The sequence below is a fragment of the Parachitinimonas caeni genome (genome assembly GCF_030129945.1).
GTDB classification, from domain to species: Bacteria; Pseudomonadota; Gammaproteobacteria; order Burkholderiales; family Chitinimonadaceae; genus Parachitinimonas; species Parachitinimonas caeni.
This window is the reverse complement of record NZ_JARRAF010000007.1, coordinates 1-19,412: the sequence shown is the minus strand read 5'-3', so window position 1 is coordinate 19,412 and position 19,412 is coordinate 1. Positions and strand designations below refer to the sequence as shown.

The following is a 19,412-nucleotide window of genomic DNA, read 5'->3' as shown; positions in this document are numbered from 1 at the left end:
ACCAGCATGACTATCCGTATCGCAATCAATGGCTATGGCCGTATCGGCCGTAACGTGCTGCGCGGCCTGTACGAATACCAGCGCCGCAACGAGTTTGAAATTGTCGCCATCAACAATCTGGGCGAACTGTCAGTCAATGCCCATCTGACCGAGTACGACTCGGTACACGGTCGCTTCAAGGCCGAAGTGGGCATGGATGGCGATTTTCTACTGGTGAATGGCGACCGTATTCGTTACCTGTCGGAGCGTGATCCGGCCAAATTGCCCTGGGCGGAATTGAAGGTGGATGTGGTGCTCGAATGTACCGGCCTGTTCACCAGCAAGGCCAAAGCCAGCGCGCATATCACTGCCGGCGCCAAGAAGGTGGTGATTTCCGCGCCGGGCGGCAACGATGTCGATGCGACCGTGGTGTATGGCGTCAACGACGACACCCTGCGGGCTGAGCATACGGTGATCTCGAACGCCTCCTGCACGACCAACTGTCTGGCCCCGCTGGCGCAGGCCCTGCATGCCGCCGTGGGCATTGAAACCGGGCAGATGACGACCATCCATAGCTATACCAATGATCAGGTTCTGACGGATCTTTATCACAGCGATCTGCACCGCGCCCGTTCGGCGACCCAGTCGATGATCCCGACCAAGACCGGGGCGGCTGCCGCGATTGGTCTGGTATTGCCGGAACTGGCCGGCAAGCTCGATGGGCTGGCGGTGCGGGTGCCCACCATCAATGTCTCGCTGGTTGATCTGACCTTTGTCGCAGGGCGTGACACCACCAAGGATGAGATCAATGCCATTGTTAAGGCCGCCGCTGCGAGTTCAAAGGACGGCATCCTGCAATACAACACCAAGCCGCTGGTCTCGATCGACTTCAACCACAACCCGGCTTCCTGCACCTTTGATGCGACCCAGACCAAGGTTGGCCCCAACCGGCTGGTGAAGGTTCTGGCCTGGTACGACAACGAGTGGGGCTACGCCAACCGGATGCTGGATGCCACCAAGGCGTTGATGACGGCGAAGTAAGCCGAAGTGCCAGACCAACCGCTAGCCCTTTCTCTCGCAGGACGGGGTGGCAAGATTTTGATGTCACGGCTGAAACGGCCAGCCGGACCCGCCGTTTATGTATTGGAGAGCAGGCAATGACCACCACCCCGTTTCGCCGCAGCTCAGGTGTGCTGTTGCATCTGACTTCACTCCCTGGCCGCTATGGCAGCGGCGATATGGGGGAGGAGGCTTATCGCTTTGTTGATTTTCTGGCGAAGGCCCGCCAGCGGCTGTGGCAGGTATTACCCTTGGGGCCGACAGGCTATGGCAATGCACCCTACTCAGCAGCGTCAGCGTTTGCCGGCAATCCTTGGCTGCTCAGCCTCGACCGGCTGGTGGCGGATGGACTGCTGGATGCCGCCGATGTGGCGAATCCACCGGCTTTCCCGGTACAGACTGTCGATTTCGGCTGGATGATGGATTATCGCAATCGTCTGCTGCGCAAAGCCTACGAGCGTTTTCCGGCACGGCGCGAGGGGGCCTTGGCCGAGGACTACCACAAGTTTCTGGCCGAGAACCGCCATTGGCTCGATGACTTTGCGCTGTTCATGGCACTTAAACAGCGGCATGACCAACGTTGCTGGCGCGACTGGCCGGACGAAGACAAGTTCTGCTCGCCAGCCCGCCGCGATGTGCTGTTGGCCGAGTGCCGGGCCGAGCTGGATTACCACCGTTTCATCCAGTTTGAATTCCAAAGACAATGGGCCGCGTTGCGTGCCTACGCCAATTCAAAGCAGATCAGCATCGTAGGCGATATTCCGATCTTCGTCGGTGATGACTCAGCTGACGTCTGGGCCAACAAGCAGCTGTTCCAGTTTGATGCCGAATCGCGGCCGCTGTTTGTGGCGGGTTGTCCGCCCGATGGCTTTGCGCCGACAGGGCAGCTGTGGGGCAATCCGCATTACCGCTGGTTTGATAACCGCGAGGCGGTGCTGGGCTGGTGGCTCGACCGCTTTGCCAAGCAGTTCGAGTTATACGACATCGTTCGCATCGACCACTTCCGGGGTTTCGAGGCGTATTGGGAGATCCCCGGTGGTGACCCGACCGCCGAACATGGCCGCTGGGTGCAACCGAATGGCCACGAGCTGTTCGAGCGCCTGCAGGCGCGCTTTGGTCCTCAGCCGATCATTGCCGAAGACTTGGGCACGATTACCGAAGAAGTCACGGCCTTGCGTCGTGCTTTCGGCTTCCCCGGCATGAAGATCTTCCAGTTCGGCATCGAGAGCTGTAATCCGGCAGATGCCTTCCTGCCCGAGAACTACGAGGAAGACAGCGTGGCTTACACCGGCACCCACGACAACGACACGACGCTGGGCTGGTATCGCGCTTCGGCGCAGTCGGTGCGCGAATTTGTCTGCCGCTATAGCCAGGCCACAGACGAAGTGTCGATCGTGCGGGATCTGGTTCGCCGCATCTGGGCGTCGCGCTCCGTTATCGCCATTGTGCCGATGCAGGATGTTCTGGCACAGGCCAGCGACTGCCGCATGAACTTCCCCGGCCGTGCCGAACACCAGTGGCAGTACCGCTACGACGCCAGCCATCTGGTGGACTGGCATGCCGACTGGTTGGCGCAGATGACGGCAGAATGCCAGCGCCTCGGTTGATGCCGGGCGCAGCGTCTGGTAACTGCCGCGCAAGGCTGACTGACACTGCGCCTGATTTACCTATCCGACTATAAAAAATTCCCCGCGAGAAACTCTAGCCATGACCCAAGCCAAGCCCTCTGCACGTCCGGTTGCGTTCGATTACGATCCTCCTGGCCGTGACACTGTTTCGATCCAGCATTCATTGGCCAACCATCTGCTGTACACCGTGGGCAAAGACCCGATTGCCGCCAAGCCCGGTGATTGGGAAAACGCCCTGGCGCATACCGTGCGCGACCGTCTGGTCGAGCGCTGGATGAACACCACGCGCCTGCAATACCAGCATGATGTGAAGCGGGTGTACTACCTGTCGGCCGAGTTCCTGATTGGCCGGGCGCTGTCGAATGGCCTGATGGCGGTGGGCTTGTACGACCAGTGCCGTGATTCGCTGCAGCAAATGGGGCTCGATCTGGAAGAGCTGAAAGCCGAAGAGCCGGATGCGGCCCTCGGGAATGGTGGCCTCGGTCGGTTGGCCGCCTGCTTTCTGGATTCGATGGCAACCGTGGGTTTGCCCGGCTTTGGCTATGGCATCCGTTACGATTACGGCATGTTTGCCCAGAAGATTCAGGATGGCCGTCAGGTTGAAACACCGGACCACTGGCTGGCTGCCGGCAACCCGTGGGAATTCCCCCGTCCCGAGGTGCAGTACAAGGTGCAGTACGGCGGTCGGGTGGAACACGATGCGCAGGGCCGTGCCAGCTGGGTGGGTGCCAAGACGCTGCAAGCGATGGCCTACGACACGATCATCCCCGGCCATGAAACCGATAGCGTGATCACCCTGCGTCTGTGGTCGGCCCGTGCAGCGGATGAAATCGACCTCAAGCTGTTCAGCCGTGGTGAGTATCTGGCCGCCACCGAAGACAAGAACCGCGCCGAGAACGTGTCACGGGTGCTCTACCCGGATGACAGCACCCAGCAGGGCCGTGAATTGCGGCTGCTGCAGCAGTATTTCTTCTGCTCGGCCTCGTTGCAGGACATCGTTCGCCGTCATCTGCAAAGCCATGCAGATATGGACCATACCGGTGCGGAAGCCAGTCGCGTCAGTCTGGATGGTCTGGCCGACAAGGTAGCCGTCCACCTGAATGACACCCATCCGGCCATCGCGGTCCCTGAGCTGATGCGGATTCTGGTGGATATCTATGGCGTGGAATGGAACCGCGCCTGGGCGCTGTGCAGCCGTATCTTCTCGTATACCAACCACACCTTGATGCCCGAGGCACTGGAAACCTGGCCGGTGGAGATGATGGGCGCTCTGCTGCCACGTCATCTGGAAATCATCTACTGCATCAACCACGAATTCCTGCAGGATGTCCGTCGCCGTTTTGGTGACGACAACGACTTGTTGCGCCGGGTGTCGCTGATCGACGAAGAGCACGGCAAGCGGGTGCGCATGGGTTATCTGAGCATCGTTGCCAGCCACAAGGTGAATGGCGTCTCCAAGCTGCATTCGGATCTGATGGTGGAAACCATCTTTGCCGATTTCGCCCGTATCTTCCCCGGCCGCTTCACCAATATGACCAACGGCGTGACCCCGCGCCGCTGGCTGGCCCAATGCAACCCAGGCTTGTCGGCACTGATCGACGCCAAGATCGGTCGTGGCTGGCGGACGGATCTGGACCAGCTGGCCAAGCTCAAGCCGCTGGCTGACGAGGCCGCGTTTGCCGAACAGTTCCGCGCCATCAAACTGGCCAACAAGCAGAAGCTGGCCAAGTTGATTGCCGATACCACGGGCGTGGCGGTGAACCCGGCCTCGTTGTTTGATGTACAGGTCAAGCGCATCCACGAATACAAGCGGCAGCTGCTGAATGTGCTGCATGTGATCACCCGCTACAACCGCATCCTCGCCAACCCCGATGCCGACTGGGTGCCGCGCACGGTGATCTTTGCGGGCAAGGCGGCGTCGGCTTACTTCCAGGCCAAGCTGATCATCAAGCTGATCCATGATGTCGCCAACAAGGTCAACAACGACCCGCGCATCGGTGGCAAGCTGAAAGTGGTGTTCGTGCCCAATTACAGCGTCTCGGTCGCCGAGACCTTGATGCCGGCAGCAGACCTCTCCGAGCAGATCTCCACCGCTGGTACCGAGGCATCGGGCACCGGCAATATGAAGCTGGCGCTGAACGGCGCCCTGACCATTGGCACGCTCGATGGTGCCAATATCGAGATCGGTGCCCATGCCGGTTGGGACAACATCTTCATCTTTGGCAAAACCACGCCCCAGGTGCAGGAGCTGGAACGCAATGGCTACCAGCCGCGTGCCTTCTATGACGAGAACGCCGAGCTGCGGCAGGTGCTGACCCAGATTGGTTCGGGCTTCTTCTCGCCAGAAGAACCCAACCGTTTCCATCCAATTGTGTATTCCTTGCTGGATCAAGGCGATCGCTACTTCCTGCTGGCCGACTATGCCGACTATGTGGCCTGCCAGGACAAGGTGGACACGCAATACCGTGATCAGGCGGAATGGACCCGTAAGGCAATCCTCAACGTGGCGAGCATGGGCTTCTTCTCGTCAGACCGGACGATCCGTGAATACGCGCGAGACATCTGGCAGGTACAGCCATTGAGGGAGGTGCTTGCCAACGATTGAAAGCCAGCCTGGACGGTCGGCAGGGGTCAGGAGGCGCCATTCCTCTGACGACCCCTGCAACTGGCCTTGAACAGGCTGTACAGGATTTTCATCCGTCGTATCAGTGAAGCGTTATCGGGCCGGCACCAACCGGCCCATTTTTTTGGTCAACAGCGCCAGGGGTGTCAGGCTGGGCGCGTCATGCCCTGGTTGCCTAACCAGACCAGAAATCGGGCCAGACGGCGTGCGGGGGAATCTGTGGCTGGGGCGTCGAAGCTGGGGAGTCCGGCAAGCAGCTGGCTAGGGTATACCTCGCCGCTGAAGACTTCGCCCTCGGTGCTGGCCAGATATTGGGCCGCCATGGTTGCCAGCGTATTCAGCAAAACCTGGTGCCGGCCATGCAAGGCGGTGATCCCCGCCATCACGCTGGCTGGATTGGAAAGCCAGGCGGAGCTGATTTGTAGTGCCTGCGCCAGGCTGCCTTGCCATTGGCCGAGCAGGCTGGTTACAAACGAGGCCGCTCCGGCCTCGCCACAGTGCCACCAGCCTCCACGGATGGGGGCCAGGCAATCCAGCCAGGGGCGAGCAAAGCTTGCCACCGCATGGGAGCCTCCGACCGCCATGGCATAACCATGCAGTGCGGCAAAGGGGGAATCCTGTACGGCGAGATCAAGATAACGCATGCCCAGCTTGGCGGCATCGCTAGCGAGCGCAATGGCCAGTGCAGGGGGGAGGGGACGCGAGTCGATGATCAACTCGCAACCGGGTAAGGGCGGGAGTTGGTCTGGCAGGTTGGGTAGAAGCCAGACCGCACGACGGGGTGCTTGTAACCACTCCGCCTGATCCGAGGAGACTGGGAAGCCGCCTCGTTGCAACCGACCGATGAGCTGGCCGGCCAGATTACCGCCAGCAGCCGGGATCAGCAGGCAGGGCGGTTGCGAATCCGGGCCGGGCCCGGACTCATTGAAAGACTCAGGCAAAACGTGCCTGCACTTCAGGATCGGACAAACGGTCAACAAACCACTTCAGACCGTTGCCGCGTTGCTTGGTAGGCCATGCGGTATTCAGCAAGGCGGTGCTCTTGGGTTCTTCGACCTCAAGCTGAACCAGCTCTCCACTGGCAATAAACGGTGCTGCCATGCGTCGAGGCAGGAAACCTACCCCCAATCCAGCCAGCTGAGCGGCCAGCTTAGCCTCGTGCGTTGGCACAGACAGGGTGATCTGGCCCGAGGCTACTCCCGAGGTGCGCGGTGGCAGATTACGTGAGCTATCGCTTACCGAAATCGAACGGTGCTTACGCACGACGGTCGTGGGAATCGGCTGGGTTTCTGAGACCAATGGATGCCAGGGCGCTGCCACAAACACGAACTCCACTTCGGCCAGCTTGCGCCAGCGGAAGCCATTGGATGGGCCGAAATCGGGTGCGCCGATGGCCAGATCGGCACGGCCACTGACCAGTGCATCCCAAACCCCGCCATAGGATTCGTGAACCAGGCGGATACGGGTATCGCTGCCCATGGTATCGAACTCGCCAATAAGGTCGAGTACGTAGTCGATCGGGATGAGATCGCCGATGGCAATTTTCAGCTCGGCCTCCCAGCCGGTGGCAACTCTCTTTACTCGCGCTTCGAGCGCGGTAGCCGCTTCGAGCAGCGTGCGACCTTCGGTCAGCAGCTCGATACCGGCTTGGGTAAGTTTGGCGCGATGTCCGCCGCGGTCAAATAACTGCACGTCCAGGTCTTGTTCGAGTTTTTGTATCGTGTAGGTGATCGCGGACGGAACGCGGTGCAACTCGTTGGCGGCAGCGGCAAAACTACCGCGCCTGTCGATGGCATCCAATACCATCAAGGCGTCCAGCGAAATTCTCATGACTCGTTCCTTGCTCTGTAATCAACCGTGCCGATTGAAGCCTTCGGCGAGCCGGCTATGGTAACTAAAGCTATTGTCATATGCGATTAGTAGAAACCCTTTTTTACTGATTAATAGCCGCAATTATTTGAATAAGCGAGTTGATTCTGATTCAAATAATGACCATTCGATATAACCATATATAGCTTCAATTCTATTGTCTTGCTGTTTGAACTGTTGGAAAAGTGCCAATAGCACCTTTGTTCCGTCCTCCATGCTTGGCGCAATAGAGTTGATTGTCTGCCGCTTCGATCATTTCAGTTGAGGTTGTATGGTCTTCCGGCACGCCCACAACTGCGCCAATACTGATAGTTACCTGCGCGCTGGTGTCTGACCAGGCATGAGGAATCGACAGACTCGCTACAGCATGACGCATTTTATCAATTACTAGCTGAGTTCCGGCAAAGTCTGTGTGCGGGAGGATCGCTACAAATTCCTCGCCGCCATATCTTGCAATCAAATCTGTTGAACGTCGTATTGATCGGGCAAGCGCCTGAGCAACTTGTCTCAGTGTGGTATCGCCCAATGCGTGGCCATAGTGATCGTTGTATGGCTTGAAATGATCGATGTCGATCAGGATCAGGGCCATGGTAGTCGATGCTCGGTGGTGGTGCTGGATTTCGAGATCCAGACGCAGGTCGAAACTGCGTCGGTTGGGAATGCCGGTAAGAGAATCGACCAGTGAGAGATCACGTAATTCGGCAACATGTTTCTCGATGACAGCGAGCAGTCCGTTAACGCTATCGGCGAGGTGGCCGATTTCGTCACGGCCGTGTACCCCGGTGCGGCGCTCCCAATGATGATTGCGGCTGATGGTGGCGACTGTGCGGGCCAATGAACTCAGGCGCCGGATCAAGGTGAAGTGGATCAGGACCAGCAGGATCAATACCGCTATGGCGGCCGATGCGGTGATCTGCCCCAACGCCAGATGCAGGGCTTCTTCACCTTGCAGGGTGATGCGGCGCGGCACAATCAGAACCAGATGGCCGGTGGGTTGGCGCAGGGCATCGTACATATGCCAATCGAGCACGAATTCTCTTTTCCGGTCTTGAACATCAACAATCGCGTTGCCGAGTCGGTTGCTGGTGGCAACGCCATGCCACTGGTCCGGCTTTTTGCCATGCTGCATGCTGGCCGGGTGTTCGAACTGCAAGTTGAATTTGATCTGGGTTTGGGATTCGAGGCGGCGTACCAGCTGCGCATCAATTAAACGCCCCATCAGAACCTTGCCGTGTGGGGGGCCGGTACGGTCAGAGCGGAGGACGGGACGCCAGCAGGCCAGGAAGATGCCAGGGGCTGCTTTGAGTACCCCACAGCCGTTGGCCATGGGGTTATCGGTGATCAGAGGTTTGAAGTAGGGACTGCTACGAGCAAACAGCGACGAGATGTTTTGGGGTTCTCGCGTTTCGAGCTGAAGAGCACGCTCAAATAAGGTGTTGCCTTGACCGTCGTATAAGCCCATCAACGACACTCTGGCGGTGACCAGCGTGTCATCGTTCAGATTGCCTCGGGCGAAATTGACGTCGTGGGTCACGACATAGTTGTAGACGTCATCCCAGGCTGCCCATTCATTGAGCAGGTTGTCCAGATGATCCAGTTCGTTATCGAGGCTCTGGACAACGCGGCTGACGTTATCAAGCGCAGATTTCTGTTCCAGTTCGACAAAGCTGGGCAACACGCTTTGACGCAGGAAGTACAGGTTGGCGCTGGCCAGCAAGACAAACAACAGCCCGAACCAGATCAGAATTTTTCCGCGAATGCCCACGAAGCTTACCCGTCGAGTGCCAATGCTTCAGCATAGTGCGAGTCTCGACGGGATTCCGCCCAATCTTGGGATGATCAGTGGGCCTCGGCGCAGTGCGCTCTCAGGTATGCGGGAAGCGGTACGTCGCTGGCAAGCTGGGGGTCGGCAATGGGTGGAGCTGCTTGGGCTTGCAGCGGCAGCACCCCTGCCCAGATGGGCAAGGCATAGTCTTCGGTGTCGTCTTTGGGTGGGCCGCTGCGGGTTTTAGCGACGACTTCTTCAATGGGTATTCGCAGCACAGTCGTGGCGGCCAGTTCCTTGCTATTGGGTTGTCGCGCCTCTTGCCAGCGACCGGCACAGAGAAATTCCATGAACTGGTGGAGGGCTTCGAGTTTGTGACCGGGGTCTTCCACAATCTCGAACTGGCCATAGATCAATACAGAGCGGTAGTTCATCGAGCTGGAGAAAGCGGATCGTGCCAGTACCAGCCCATCCACATGCGTAATGCCGACGCAGCAGCGGCTGCCGGATGCCAGGGCCCGCACCATGCGGCTGCCATTGCTGCCGTGAATATATAAATAGTTACCCTCACGCCAGCAGGCGGTCGGAATCTGATGGATGTCATCGCCCAGGTTGAATGCCACCTGGCAGCAGTAGGCATCATCAATAATGGCGTAGACCGTGGCGGGGTCGTAACTGGCGCGCTCGGGGTGGCGCCGGACTCGGGTGTTGGCGGTAGGGGCAAATGGATTCATGGTAATGCCTTCAGCGTAGATATAACGCACCCTGCGGGCTGCAGGGAGCCTGGTTATGGTTGATTGCCGGATGTGGGGGGCGGATGGGCGGCTTGCTCAGCTGCCGGGCTTGGCGGGTGTGATGAACAGCCGCATCAGCTCTTCGATTGCCAGGGGGCGTCCCAGCAAGCGGCAGCCCGAGCACCGGGCAGTGCTGCCATCGGGCAGGGTGACCGCCATCGAGTGACGCACTTCCAGATCGATATTGGCCAGGCTGCCCTGGGGGTGAACGATTTCGCAGCCCCTGAGTAAGGTTCCCTCGGGTAGCTGGATATGCTCGTCGTAGAGCAAGGCACTGAAACCCGACAGGCTGATGTCGATGATGCGGGCTTCGAATGACAGGATGCCCCCGGCATCGGCCAGACAGCGCAACGAAATATCGGGTGGCGTGGGTACCCTGCGGTGCAGGCGCCGCTGGGTGACGAGGACAAAAGACGGAAAATTCAGCCGCAGATAGAGTTTGCGGCCGACGACGATTTCGCTGGCTTTGCCACCCGTGAATTCCACCTGCCCGCCAGGGCAGTGGCTGTGAAAGCTCAGATTGTCCTGCTCCAGCACCGCCAGATTGGCTGCCCGGTTTTCGCAGTAATCGAGCACCAGCGTCTGCTTGGCGCGATTCACATCGCGTAGTCGCGACACAAACAGCAAATCCTGCTCTTGAAGGTAAGCGCTGACAGGGGCTTTTTGCGCCACCACCGTTTCCAGAATCTGGGCAATTTCCACAGCGGAGCGCACCAGTAGCTGTGTGCCTTCGGCTGCGGAGTGCCAGTCTTTGACGTGTTCGGTCTTGTCCATGCCAGATTTCTTTGCCCAGAGCGCTGATTGTTTGCCGGCACCATGCCGTCCGCACCAAAGCCGACAAGCCGAGCCCAAGCGTTTCTTTTGTTGTAGCAGAGCTTGCCGTCCAGAACAGGTGGGAATGGCCTGAACCGGTAGGTAGGGTAGGGGGGAAGCAATCTGGCATATCGGCGCTGACGCCCATCTAGTTAAACAAGGTTTGCAAAGCCTAAGATGGAAGTGGATATATCAAAAGAGCCAATAGCGTAATGAACAATGGAGCCACTTTTACGGCCGACTGGTTGGCCGAGGCGCTGCAAGGCCGCATCCGGCAAGATGGCGTGCCGCAAAATCGCCAGATCTATCGCGCCTTACGCGAAATGATTCTGGCCGGGCAACTCACCGCAGACTGTCGCCTGCCCTCGTCGCGTGCCTTGGCGCAGGAGCTGGCGATTGCGCGCAATACGGTGCTGTTTGCTTACGAACAGCTGCTGGCAGAAGGCTATCTGCAGACGCGGCATGGCTCTGGCAGCTATGTGTCGGCGGTTTTACCGGCAGCGCGCCGGCCCGAGCCGAAACCTGCAGCGCCAGCAATGGGAGGGGTATCAAGGCGGGCTTCGCAGTGGCTGGTGGCGCTGGCGACTCGGGGGGAGAGGGCGCCCCGCTCGGGTCATGCGTTTGTTCCGGGGCGGCCGGACATTCAGGCGTTTCCGCTGGCGGTTTGGCAGCGCCTGCTGGCGCGCCACTGGCGGCAAACCAACCCGGCAGAACTGGATTATCTGTCTGCTGGCGGCCATTCCGCCCTCAAGCGGGCATTGGCGGACTATCTGAAGCTGGCGCGTTCGGTTGATGTCGCGGCAGAACAGATCGTGGTGACCAGCGGTACACAGCAATCACTGGATCTATTGGCGCGGCTGCTGGCTGATGCGGGCGATCGGGCCTGGGTCGAAGAGCCTGGCTATCCTGGCACGGTGGCGGCGTTTCAGGCCAATGGCCTGCGGCTGCAAGCCATGCCGGTGGATGGCGAGGGGCTGAACTGGCAAGCCAGCCCAGGCCCAAGCCCCCGGCTGATCTACATCACGCCCTCTCATCAGTACCCAACGGGTAGCGTCATGAGTCTGGCGCGGCGTCTGGCCTTGCTTGAATACGCTGCCGAAACGGGGGCCTGGATCATCGAAGACGATTACGACAGCGAGTTTCGCTACGGCGGCAGGCCGCTGGCGGCGCTGCAAGGTTTAGACCGTAACGGGCAGGTTGCCTACCTTGGCACCTGCAGCAAGATGATGTTTCCGGGCCTGCGCATCGGCTATATGGTGCTACCCCTCTCCCTCGTCGAACCGGCTAGGCGGATGCTGGCCAGGTTGTACCGTGAGACGGCCTACCCCCAGCAGCTGGCGCTGGCGGACTTCATTGCTGATGGCCACCTTGCCATGCACATCAAGCGCATGCGCGCATGCTACGCGCAACGACAGCAGTTGCTGCGCGACCACTGGCAAGCCGAGTTGGGCGATGCCGTGCCTTTAACCGGTGGAGATACCGGCATTCACCTGCTGGCACCTTTGCCGGCAGCGTGTGATGACCGGGCGATAAGCCTGGCAGTGTTGGCAAAAGACATCATTGCGCCCCCCTTGTCTGAATACTGCTTGAGCCCCGAAAAACAAAGGGGTTTGGTGCTGGGTTATGCCGCCGTCAGAGAAGAGGAAATGGCGCCTGCTGTACAGCATTTGGCGCATTGTTTGACCAGTTTTATTTAGGGGTTTTCAGCAACAAAAGCTCGGAGTAGGATGCAGCTCATAAATCGCCTTGACGCGAATCAATAATGAGCTAGTAATCTAAAGCGTGCCGGCTAGAGTGGAACGTCGATTCTCAGACTCGTATTTCGAGGGAAGCCACTACGACTTCTCCATCCAAAGGAAGAAAAGGAGATATTTGTGTTAGCCAAGCGCCTGATCCTGATACTCTGGCCATCATTTGTAGCGGCTGGGGCACTCAATTGCCTGTTTTTTGCCTTGTTTGATCCGCTGGAACTAACCGTTAGCGGCGAGCCGCTATTCACCAGCAGATTGCTGGCTTATTCGCTCGGTTTTTTTGCCTTCTGGATGTTCACGGCCGCTTCAAGCATGCTGACTGTTTTTTTCCAGAAAGAAAAAAGTCAGGTCGATGGTTACTGTCCGGTCAACATGAATAAGCCAGGTAGCAATGGTGGGACTGATCTGGCGCACTGATCAACTATCAAAGAATTAATCAGCAACTGAGTTTACGTTGCGACAAAGCGCAGGCTACGAAAGTGGTCTGCGCTTTTGTTTTTTGTGATTTACCTGATTGGCAAATAAAAGAAAGGGAGGCTGGTATTTTTCAGTTATAGCTGAATGGGTGGTCGCGCCTAACATTTCATGTTGCATCGCAATTCTGTTTCATGATGAAAATGCCGGGTATTTATTAAATTCGGCCGGATTTATTTATCTTGATGGTGTCACAGCAATGACCATCTTTTCTATGGTCGGAAGCAATAAAACTGATTGAAGCTGGATGATTGTCAGGCGAGGGATGAAAGCAATACCCGAAAATTTCAAAGACTGTTGGTCATTTGTATGTGGATGAGAAATTTATTGCGGCGCAATAACCCCAGCAATTTCTGCCAAAATTGATGCGCTGCGGTATGGCGTTATTCGATTGGACTAATTCACCGCAATGGCCAGGTCAATTGCCCTGATTGCTACTGCAGGCAATTCATCTTGAGCGTCCGGGGGCTGCGGTGCTCGACGAACAAATCGGCCTATTACAGCCAGGTTCTGTAAACCTGACGTCAACAGAACCTAAACTACGTGCCATGACAGCAAATCACTTAACCGCCGAGGCACATGGCCATTTGGCTGAATACAACCGGCGTATGAATCGGGTCCTCGACCATATCGACCGGAATCTGGACGGCAAGCTGGACTTGGCGCTATTGGCGGATGTCGCCCACTTTTCGCGCTTCCACTTTCATCGACTGTTTGTCGCCTGGATGGGGGAAACCGTCGGAGATTATGCGCAACGGCGCCGCCTGGAAACGGCAGCTATGCGGCTGAGTTGTACCCGGGTCTCCGTTCTGGAGATTGCGCTTTCAACGGGTTTTGGGTCGGGCGAAGCGCTGGCCCATGCTTTCAAGCGGAAATACGGACTTAGCCCCAGCGCATGGCGCACGGGCGCCGAGTCCAGACGGCAGCAGGCGTTGGCGCAATGGCGGGCAGGGCGACAGTCGTATGGCAGCAATCCTGATCAGCTTGTCCGCAAGCCTGATCAGGTGACGATGGCAGGTATTGACGACCATATGCCTTCTCTTCAACCAGAAAGTGAGATGCATATGGACGTCATCATGACAACTTTGCCTCGGGTTCGCGTGGCGTATCACCGCTATATCGGCTGCTATGGGCCGCAGGTGAATGCTTACTGGCGCGAGGTCGTGGCGCCGTGGATAGGGGCTCATGGGCTGGATGACCCGATTTGTTATGGAATCGGGCGGGATGACCCGGCGGTGACGCCAGCTGATAAATGCCGCTACGACGCTTGCGTCACGGTTCCTGAGACATTTCTGCCCGGTGGTCAGACCGGGGTGTATGACTTGCCCGGTGGTCGTTATGCGGTTGCACGCTTTAAAGGTGATGCGTTGGCCTTGGGCGATGCCTGGATGCAACTGATGCGTGAGTGGCTTCCAGCCAGCGGTTTGCAATGCGACGAACGTCCGGTTTTCGAGCGCTTCACGCCCTCTAGCGGCCAGGATCCTGTCACGGGGGAGTTTTGCTGTGAGCTGTGCTTACCGGTTCGGCCGTTATAAAGCGGTGTTCGAGTTGGCAGCCAGTTAGGCTCTGTTGACGTTTTGTTTCCGGATCGCGTTTCGTCGGAGTTGGGTCTGATGCAAGGCGAAAAGCGCGCCGCTTAGTGGGCTAAGCAAGCGATTTTTAACGCGGCAGCAGGCCCAAATCCGACGAAACCCTCCGGGCCGGGTCGATTTTTGGGGCATGGCGTCGTTAGCGTTCGCTTATTTAGCCCGCTAAACTGCGCTCACCCTGCCTCGCCCTGTCCCAAAACTCGGCCCGGCGCGACCGGAAACAAAACGTCAACAGAGCCTAAAGCTTTATCCGGAACATACCGCCTCAGCCCCCTACGCCAGCCAACAAACCGTACCCTAAAAATACTGACGGACAAGCCAGATGAGCACCAAGACATTTCCCTGCACCGCCTGTGGCGCAAAGCTCGAATTCGCACCCGGCAAATCAGCCCTGCAATGCCCTTATTGCGGTAGTGAAAACAAGATTCCCGAAGCAGAGGTTGAAGAGGTTGTAGCAGCCGTCGAAGAACTCGACTACGACACCTTCCTGCGCAATCGGGCTGGTAACGAACCACTGCTGGAGGCGCAGGCCATCAAGTGTACGGGATGTGGTGCGGCATCCACCCTGCCAGCCAACACCACCGCCGGCAATTGCCCGTTCTGCAACCGGCCGGTTATCGCAGCCAACGCCTACGTCAGCCGGCAGATCCGGCCCAAGTCGCTGATGCCGTTCCAGATCGAGAAAAAGCAGGCCATGCAGCAGTTCAAGGCCTGGATCGACAGCCTGTGGTTTGCACCGAATGCCTTGAAGAATGCCTATCGCGCTGACAATGGCATGCGGGGTATTTACATGCCCTACTGGACTTACGATAGCCACACCGAAACCCGCTATACCGGAGCGAGGGGGGATGACTACTATGTTACCGAGCGCTACACCGAGCAGGTCAATGGCGATACCGTCACCCGCACGCGGGAGGTGCGCAAGACCCGCTGGACGCCGGTTTCCGGCAATGTTGCCGTAGATTTTGACGACGTCCTGATCAATGGCTCCGCCTCTTTGCCAACCGAACTGGCAGACCGCCTGCAAAACTGGAATCTGTCTGCACTCGTACCTTATCGCGACGACTATATTTCCGGATTCACCGTCGAGGCGTATCAAGTGGGCCTGGAGCCCGCATTTGCCAAGGCGCAGAAAGTCATGGAAGCGGATATCAGGATTGCGATCAATCAGGACATCGGCGGCGATCATCAGCAAATTGCCACCATGCACCCGGCGTTTTATGACATTACCTTCAAGCACATCCTGCTGCCGATCTGGTTATCGGCCTATCGCTATCAGGGCAAGACTTATCGCTTTCTGGTGAATGGCCAGACCGGCGAAGTTCAGGGCGAGCGCCCGTGGAGTATCTGGAAAATTCTGGGTGCCATTCTGCTGGTGCTTGGCATCATCGGCATCGCCTATACGGTTACACATCGCAAGCCGAACAACCACTCCCGCCAATCAAACCACTATGGGCAATCGCAGCGTGAAACAGGCACCGGGCTGAAGGTCGGGTTCCACACCAATCAGACCACCCATGCCTTCGATCATCGCCTTGACCAGAAACAGGCCCAGACCCGAACTTGATGCCTGAGCACCTGCCTGAGCAAAACGCTGAAACAGACGGGGCTGGAATTCAGCGGGGATGCCCGGCCCGAAATCCCGCACCGACAACACGGCCCATCCATCCTGTCTTTGGGCAGACAGCACCACTTTGCCTTGAGGCGGCGAAAACTTCACCGCATTGCTGATCAGATTATCCAGCGCCCGCAACAGGCGCTGGCCATCTGCCACAACCTTGAGCCCCGTCGCTGACGAAGCCAGCTCCAGCTCGACACCGCTTGCCGCACCATAACCACGCATATTAGTCAGTGCCTGGGTCAATATACCGTCAAGGTCCTGCGCCGAACAATCGAATTGCATCTGGCCGTTGGCCGCTTTTTCCGAGTCGAGCAGGTCATCAATCATGCGATTCATGCGCTCGGCATTGCCGGAAGCCATCGCCAGCAGCTCACCCAACTGGGCCTGGTTATCTCCAGTCGGCCCAAGCAGATGGCTGATCAAGCCCAAAGCCCCGCGAATCGCCGTCAATGGCGTGCGTAGATCATGGGTAATCGCCATGGTCAGGAGCTTGCGGGCCTCGGTCGCCTCACGCTCGGCCCGCAGTGCTTTGCTGAGGGTGACATTATCAAGGGCATCTTCAACCAGTGTGCCCAGATCACGCAACAGCTGGCGCTCGGCCGGGCCAAACCGGCGGGGCTCCCGGTCGATCACACACAGCGTGCCCATAGCAAAGCCATCGCTGGTCATCAGCGGCTGACCGGCATAGAAACGAATATCCGGCGCCCCCGTCACCAGTGGATTGTCTGCAAAACGTTGGTCCTGCGTGGCGTCTTCAATCACGAAGACATCACTTTGCAAGATGGCATGTCCGCAAAACGAGATGGAACGCGGCGTCTCGCTCGCTTCCAGTCCGACTTTCGACTTGAACCACTGCCGGTCGCGGTCTACCAGCGACACCAGTGCGATCGGCACCTTCAGCAAAGCCGCTGCCAACCGGGTCAGACGGTCGAAGCGGTCTTCCGGGGGTGTATCCAGAATGCGCAACGCCAGCAGCCGGGCAATGCGCTCTTCCTCCTCTTTCGGTTGCGCGGGGGCTTGCATCGACGACTCCTGTCAACAGCCAATATCCCTGATTCAATCAGTGTAGAAGGCCCCGCCGCCGAAACAAAAACCTTTCCCCACCTCAGGCCAGCAGAGTAACCGAGTCCCCCAGCCGAACGATGCCTTGCGTACGGGCCAGCATGTTCATGCCAAAACAGGTACCCATCGACAGCAGGCGGTAGTCATTCAGGGTGCGCAAAGGCTGCTCGTCCAAAGCAGCAACACCACTGGCCGGATCAACCGTCGTGAAAATGCAGCGTGTGCAAGGCTTCACCAATTCAAACTCCACCTGACCGATCCGCAATCGTTGCCATTGATCTTCAATGAACGGTACATCGGTACTGATAACCAGATTAGGTCGGAAATGCCGCATGGTTACCGGTTGCGCAAGCCGGCCATTCAGATCAGCCAGCGAGGCCTCACCAATCAGCAGCAGCGGGTAGCCGTCAGCAAACGACATCGGAATATCGGGCTGGATGCGCAATTTGCGCTCGCTCTGCGCACCGATGTAGACAAGACGGCACTGGATGCCAAGAAAGTCGGAAAACCAGAAATCGGCTTCATCAGAGCCGGCCCAGGCATCAAACTGATAATTCCAGACATTGGTCGCCAGCCTTTCCGTGAAGTCCACCACATTCACCTGCAATGGCTCGCACCCCGGCGCAGAAAAGCAGGCCGATGCCGCATCGGGCTGGGTTTCGATCAACACCATGCGTGGGAAAGCCCGGCCGGTGATGAACTTGCCCATCCCATCGACCAGCATCCAGTGCCGATCAAACGCCAGCCCCATCGGCCCGATCTCGGCTGCGTTCAACGCATTGCCACGGCCCGACTTCAGTGGGTGAGAGTAGATTTCAGTTAGCTGCATGCTTTGCTCCTGGAACAGTTCATGATCTGACAGTAGGGATTCGACACAGCGCCGTCGCCATCCCCCCCGATTTGGGGGCCACCTTATCAAGTCTTGGCGGTAACCAGCCATGTCCAGTCATACAGATTTTCCTGAATCTGTACGCCAAACAGGCGTAAGCAGGTATTTGGCGAGCGATACGGCACAATACTGGTTTTGGCCGGGCCGCTTGAGCGGGCCGGGTCATGGCAAGAGGAAATCTAATGTCGCATGCTCGCTTCGCCTTCCCCGCTTTGCTTGGGGGTGGCATCTCGATTGGTTTTGCCGGAATTCTGGTACACATCTCGGAAGTCGGCCCGGTGGCCTCCGCCTTCTGGCGACTCGCGCTGGCCCTGCCCTTTTTCCTGCTGATCAGCCTGCGCCTGCCCAAGGAAGCCCCACCTTGGCAGCCACACTGGCGCCTGATTGCCGCAGCAGGGGTCTTCTTCGCACTGGATCTGGGTATCTGGCACCTCTCGCTCAGTTTAACAACCATTGCCAACGCCACCCTTCTTGCCAACTGCGTACCGATTTTCGTTACTTTGGCATCCTGGTTGCTATGGCGCGAACCGATCAGCCGGGCGTTTCTGGTCAGCCTGTTGATCACCGTCAGCGGCGCAGCCCTGCTGGCAGGTGAGCATCTGGCCTTTCACCCGGCGCGTGTCCCCGGAGACCTGCTCGGCATCGTTGCCGCCGTGTTTTATTGCGGCTATTTGATGACCATACAGCGCGCCCGGCAATCTCTGGATGCCAGCCGGCTGATGCTGTGGAGTGGCGCTGTCTCAGCCTTGGTTCTGCTGGGTTTTGCTCTGATTCGCCAGGAAGTCCTGTTCCCAACCAGCCTGCAGGGATGGTGGGTGCTGATTGGGTTGGCGCTAGTCCCGCAGGTGTTGGGGCAAACCTTGATCGCCTATGCCCTGGCACATCTCCCGGCCCGTCTGTCTTCGCTGGGCTTGCTGATTCAGCCAGTGGTTTCCGCTGCGGCGGCCTGGATACTGTTCGGGCAGGCACTTTCCCCTCAGCAGTTCATCGGTGCAGCGGTGATCTTGCTGGGGGTATGGCTAGCCAAGCGGCAGGCCGAGAGCTAGGCTCTGTTGACGTTTTGTTTCCGGTCGCGCCGAGTCGAGTTTTGGGGCAGGGCTAGGCAGGGTGAGTGAGGTTTAGCGAGCTAAATAAACGACCCCTAACGACGCCATGCCCCAAAAATCGACCCGGCCCCGAGGGTTTCGCCGGGTTTGGGCCTACTGCCGTGTCGAAAACCGCTTGCTTAGTCCACTAAGCGGCGCGCTTTTCTCCTTGCATCAGGCCCAAATCCGACGAAACGCGATCCGGAAATAAAATGTCAACAGAGCCTAGGTGTCAGGTTCCGCCTGTTTATAAACTTTCCTCGTAAACAGATCCGGCTGTTTAACCTGCCACTGTTTCATAGCCTCAATCGGAGACAAGAAGTTGAGGGCTTTTTGTGGGATGTGATGATTGTAGGCAATGAGGTAGTCGCGCAGGGTCGTTTCGAGTTCTGCCGCACTGGCAAAGCGGGT

General features: G+C 58.1%; 14 protein-coding genes and 1 pseudogene. 7 read left to right on the top strand and 8 right to left on the bottom strand.

The window, feature by feature from the left end:
- Positions 1 to 6: 6 nt before the first annotated feature.
- From gap to PZA18_RS07725, 3 genes are all read left to right on the top strand, one after another.
- Entirely contained in the window at positions 7 to 1,020 is a 1,014-nt protein-coding gene (gap, locus tag PZA18_RS07735; protein ID WP_284100250.1) for a type I glyceraldehyde-3-phosphate dehydrogenase, read from the top strand.
- The gene (gene malQ, locus PZA18_RS07730) at positions 963 to 2,645 is read left to right on the top strand and encodes a 4-alpha-glucanotransferase (RefSeq protein ID WP_284100249.1); all 1,683 of its coding nucleotides are present in this window, start codon (positions 963 to 965) and stop codon (positions 2,643 to 2,645) included. The genes gap and malQ overlap by 58 nt, the downstream gene beginning before the upstream one ends.
- 100 nt (positions 2,646 to 2,745) lie before the next feature.
- Positions 2,746 to 5,271: a glycogen/starch/alpha-glucan phosphorylase gene (locus PZA18_RS07725; protein WP_284100248.1), complete on the top strand. Its 2,526-nt coding sequence runs from the start codon at positions 2,746 to 2,748 to the stop codon at positions 5,269 to 5,271.
- Positions 5,272 to 5,435: 164 nt separating this feature from the next.
- Here PZA18_RS07725 and PZA18_RS07720 read toward each other — a convergent pair whose 3' ends face one another.
- The 5 genes from PZA18_RS07720 to PZA18_RS07700 form a co-directional block, all read right to left on the bottom strand.
- Positions 5,436 to 6,230 carry a hypothetical protein gene (locus PZA18_RS07720; RefSeq protein ID WP_284100247.1) on the bottom strand — a complete coding sequence of 265 codons (795 nt, stop codon included), beginning with the start codon at positions 6,228 to 6,230 and terminating at the stop codon, positions 5,436 to 5,438.
- Positions 6,223 to 7,119, bottom strand: coding sequence for a LysR family transcriptional regulator (locus tag PZA18_RS07715; protein WP_284100246.1), 897 nt, complete (start codon positions 7,117 to 7,119; stop codon positions 6,223 to 6,225). Before PZA18_RS07715 ends, PZA18_RS07720 begins: the two co-directional genes overlap by 8 nt.
- Positions 7,120 to 7,312: 193 nt before the next feature.
- Positions 7,313 to 8,923: a diguanylate cyclase domain-containing protein gene (locus PZA18_RS07710; protein WP_284100245.1), complete on the bottom strand. Its 1,611-nt coding sequence runs from the start codon at positions 8,921 to 8,923 to the stop codon at positions 7,313 to 7,315.
- A gap of 74 nt (positions 8,924 to 8,997) precedes the next feature.
- Positions 8,998 to 9,657, bottom strand: a complete 660-nt coding sequence (locus PZA18_RS07705) for a pyridoxamine 5'-phosphate oxidase family protein (protein WP_284100244.1) — start codon at positions 9,655 to 9,657, stop codon at positions 8,998 to 9,000.
- Positions 9,658 to 9,753: 96 nt separating this feature from the next.
- Positions 9,754 to 10,491, bottom strand: a complete 738-nt coding sequence (locus tag PZA18_RS07700; RefSeq protein WP_284100243.1) for a flagellar brake protein — start codon at positions 10,489 to 10,491, stop codon at positions 9,754 to 9,756.
- A 251-nt stretch (positions 10,492 to 10,742) separates the two neighbouring features.
- Here PZA18_RS07700 and pdxR point away from each other — a divergent pair, with 251 nt between their 5' ends.
- The 3 genes from pdxR to PZA18_RS07685 all read left to right on the top strand — a co-directional run bounded on the left by pdxR (position 10,743) and on the right by PZA18_RS07685 (position 14,290).
- Entirely contained in the window at positions 10,743 to 12,227 is a 1,485-nt protein-coding gene (gene pdxR, locus PZA18_RS07695; protein ID WP_284100242.1) for a MocR-like pyridoxine biosynthesis transcription factor PdxR, read from the top strand.
- Between the two features lie 177 nt (positions 12,228 to 12,404).
- Positions 12,405 to 12,698 carry a hypothetical protein gene (locus tag PZA18_RS07690; RefSeq protein WP_284100241.1) on the top strand — a complete coding sequence of 98 codons (294 nt, stop codon included), beginning with the start codon at positions 12,405 to 12,407 and terminating at the stop codon, positions 12,696 to 12,698.
- 605 nt (positions 12,699 to 13,303) lie between these two features.
- Positions 13,304 to 14,290, top strand: coding sequence for an AraC family transcriptional regulator (locus tag PZA18_RS07685; protein ID WP_284100240.1), 987 nt, complete (start codon positions 13,304 to 13,306; stop codon positions 14,288 to 14,290).
- A gap of 1,495 nt (positions 14,291 to 15,785) precedes the next feature.
- On the opposite strand, the gene PZA18_RS07680 is transcribed toward PZA18_RS07685, so the two are convergent.
- Positions 15,786 to 16,988 carry a GAF domain-containing sensor histidine kinase gene (locus tag PZA18_RS07680; protein ID WP_284100239.1) on the bottom strand — a complete coding sequence of 401 codons (1,203 nt, stop codon included), beginning with the start codon at positions 16,986 to 16,988 and terminating at the stop codon, positions 15,786 to 15,788.
- Positions 16,989 to 17,070: 82 nt separating this feature from the next.
- Entirely contained in the window at positions 17,071 to 17,856 is a 786-nt protein-coding gene (locus PZA18_RS07675; protein WP_284100238.1) for an MOSC domain-containing protein, read from the bottom strand.
- Positions 17,857 to 18,098: 242 nt separating this feature from the next.
- Between PZA18_RS07675 and PZA18_RS07670 the strand changes: the two genes are divergently transcribed.
- Positions 18,099 to 18,962, top strand: coding sequence for a DMT family transporter (locus tag PZA18_RS07670; protein WP_284100237.1), 864 nt, complete (start codon positions 18,099 to 18,101; stop codon positions 18,960 to 18,962).
- 264 nt (positions 18,963 to 19,226) lie between these two features.
- Here PZA18_RS07670 and PZA18_RS07665 read toward each other — a convergent pair.
- Positions 19,227 to 19,412, bottom strand: a pseudogene (locus PZA18_RS07665) (IS481 family transposase); the annotation flags it as partial.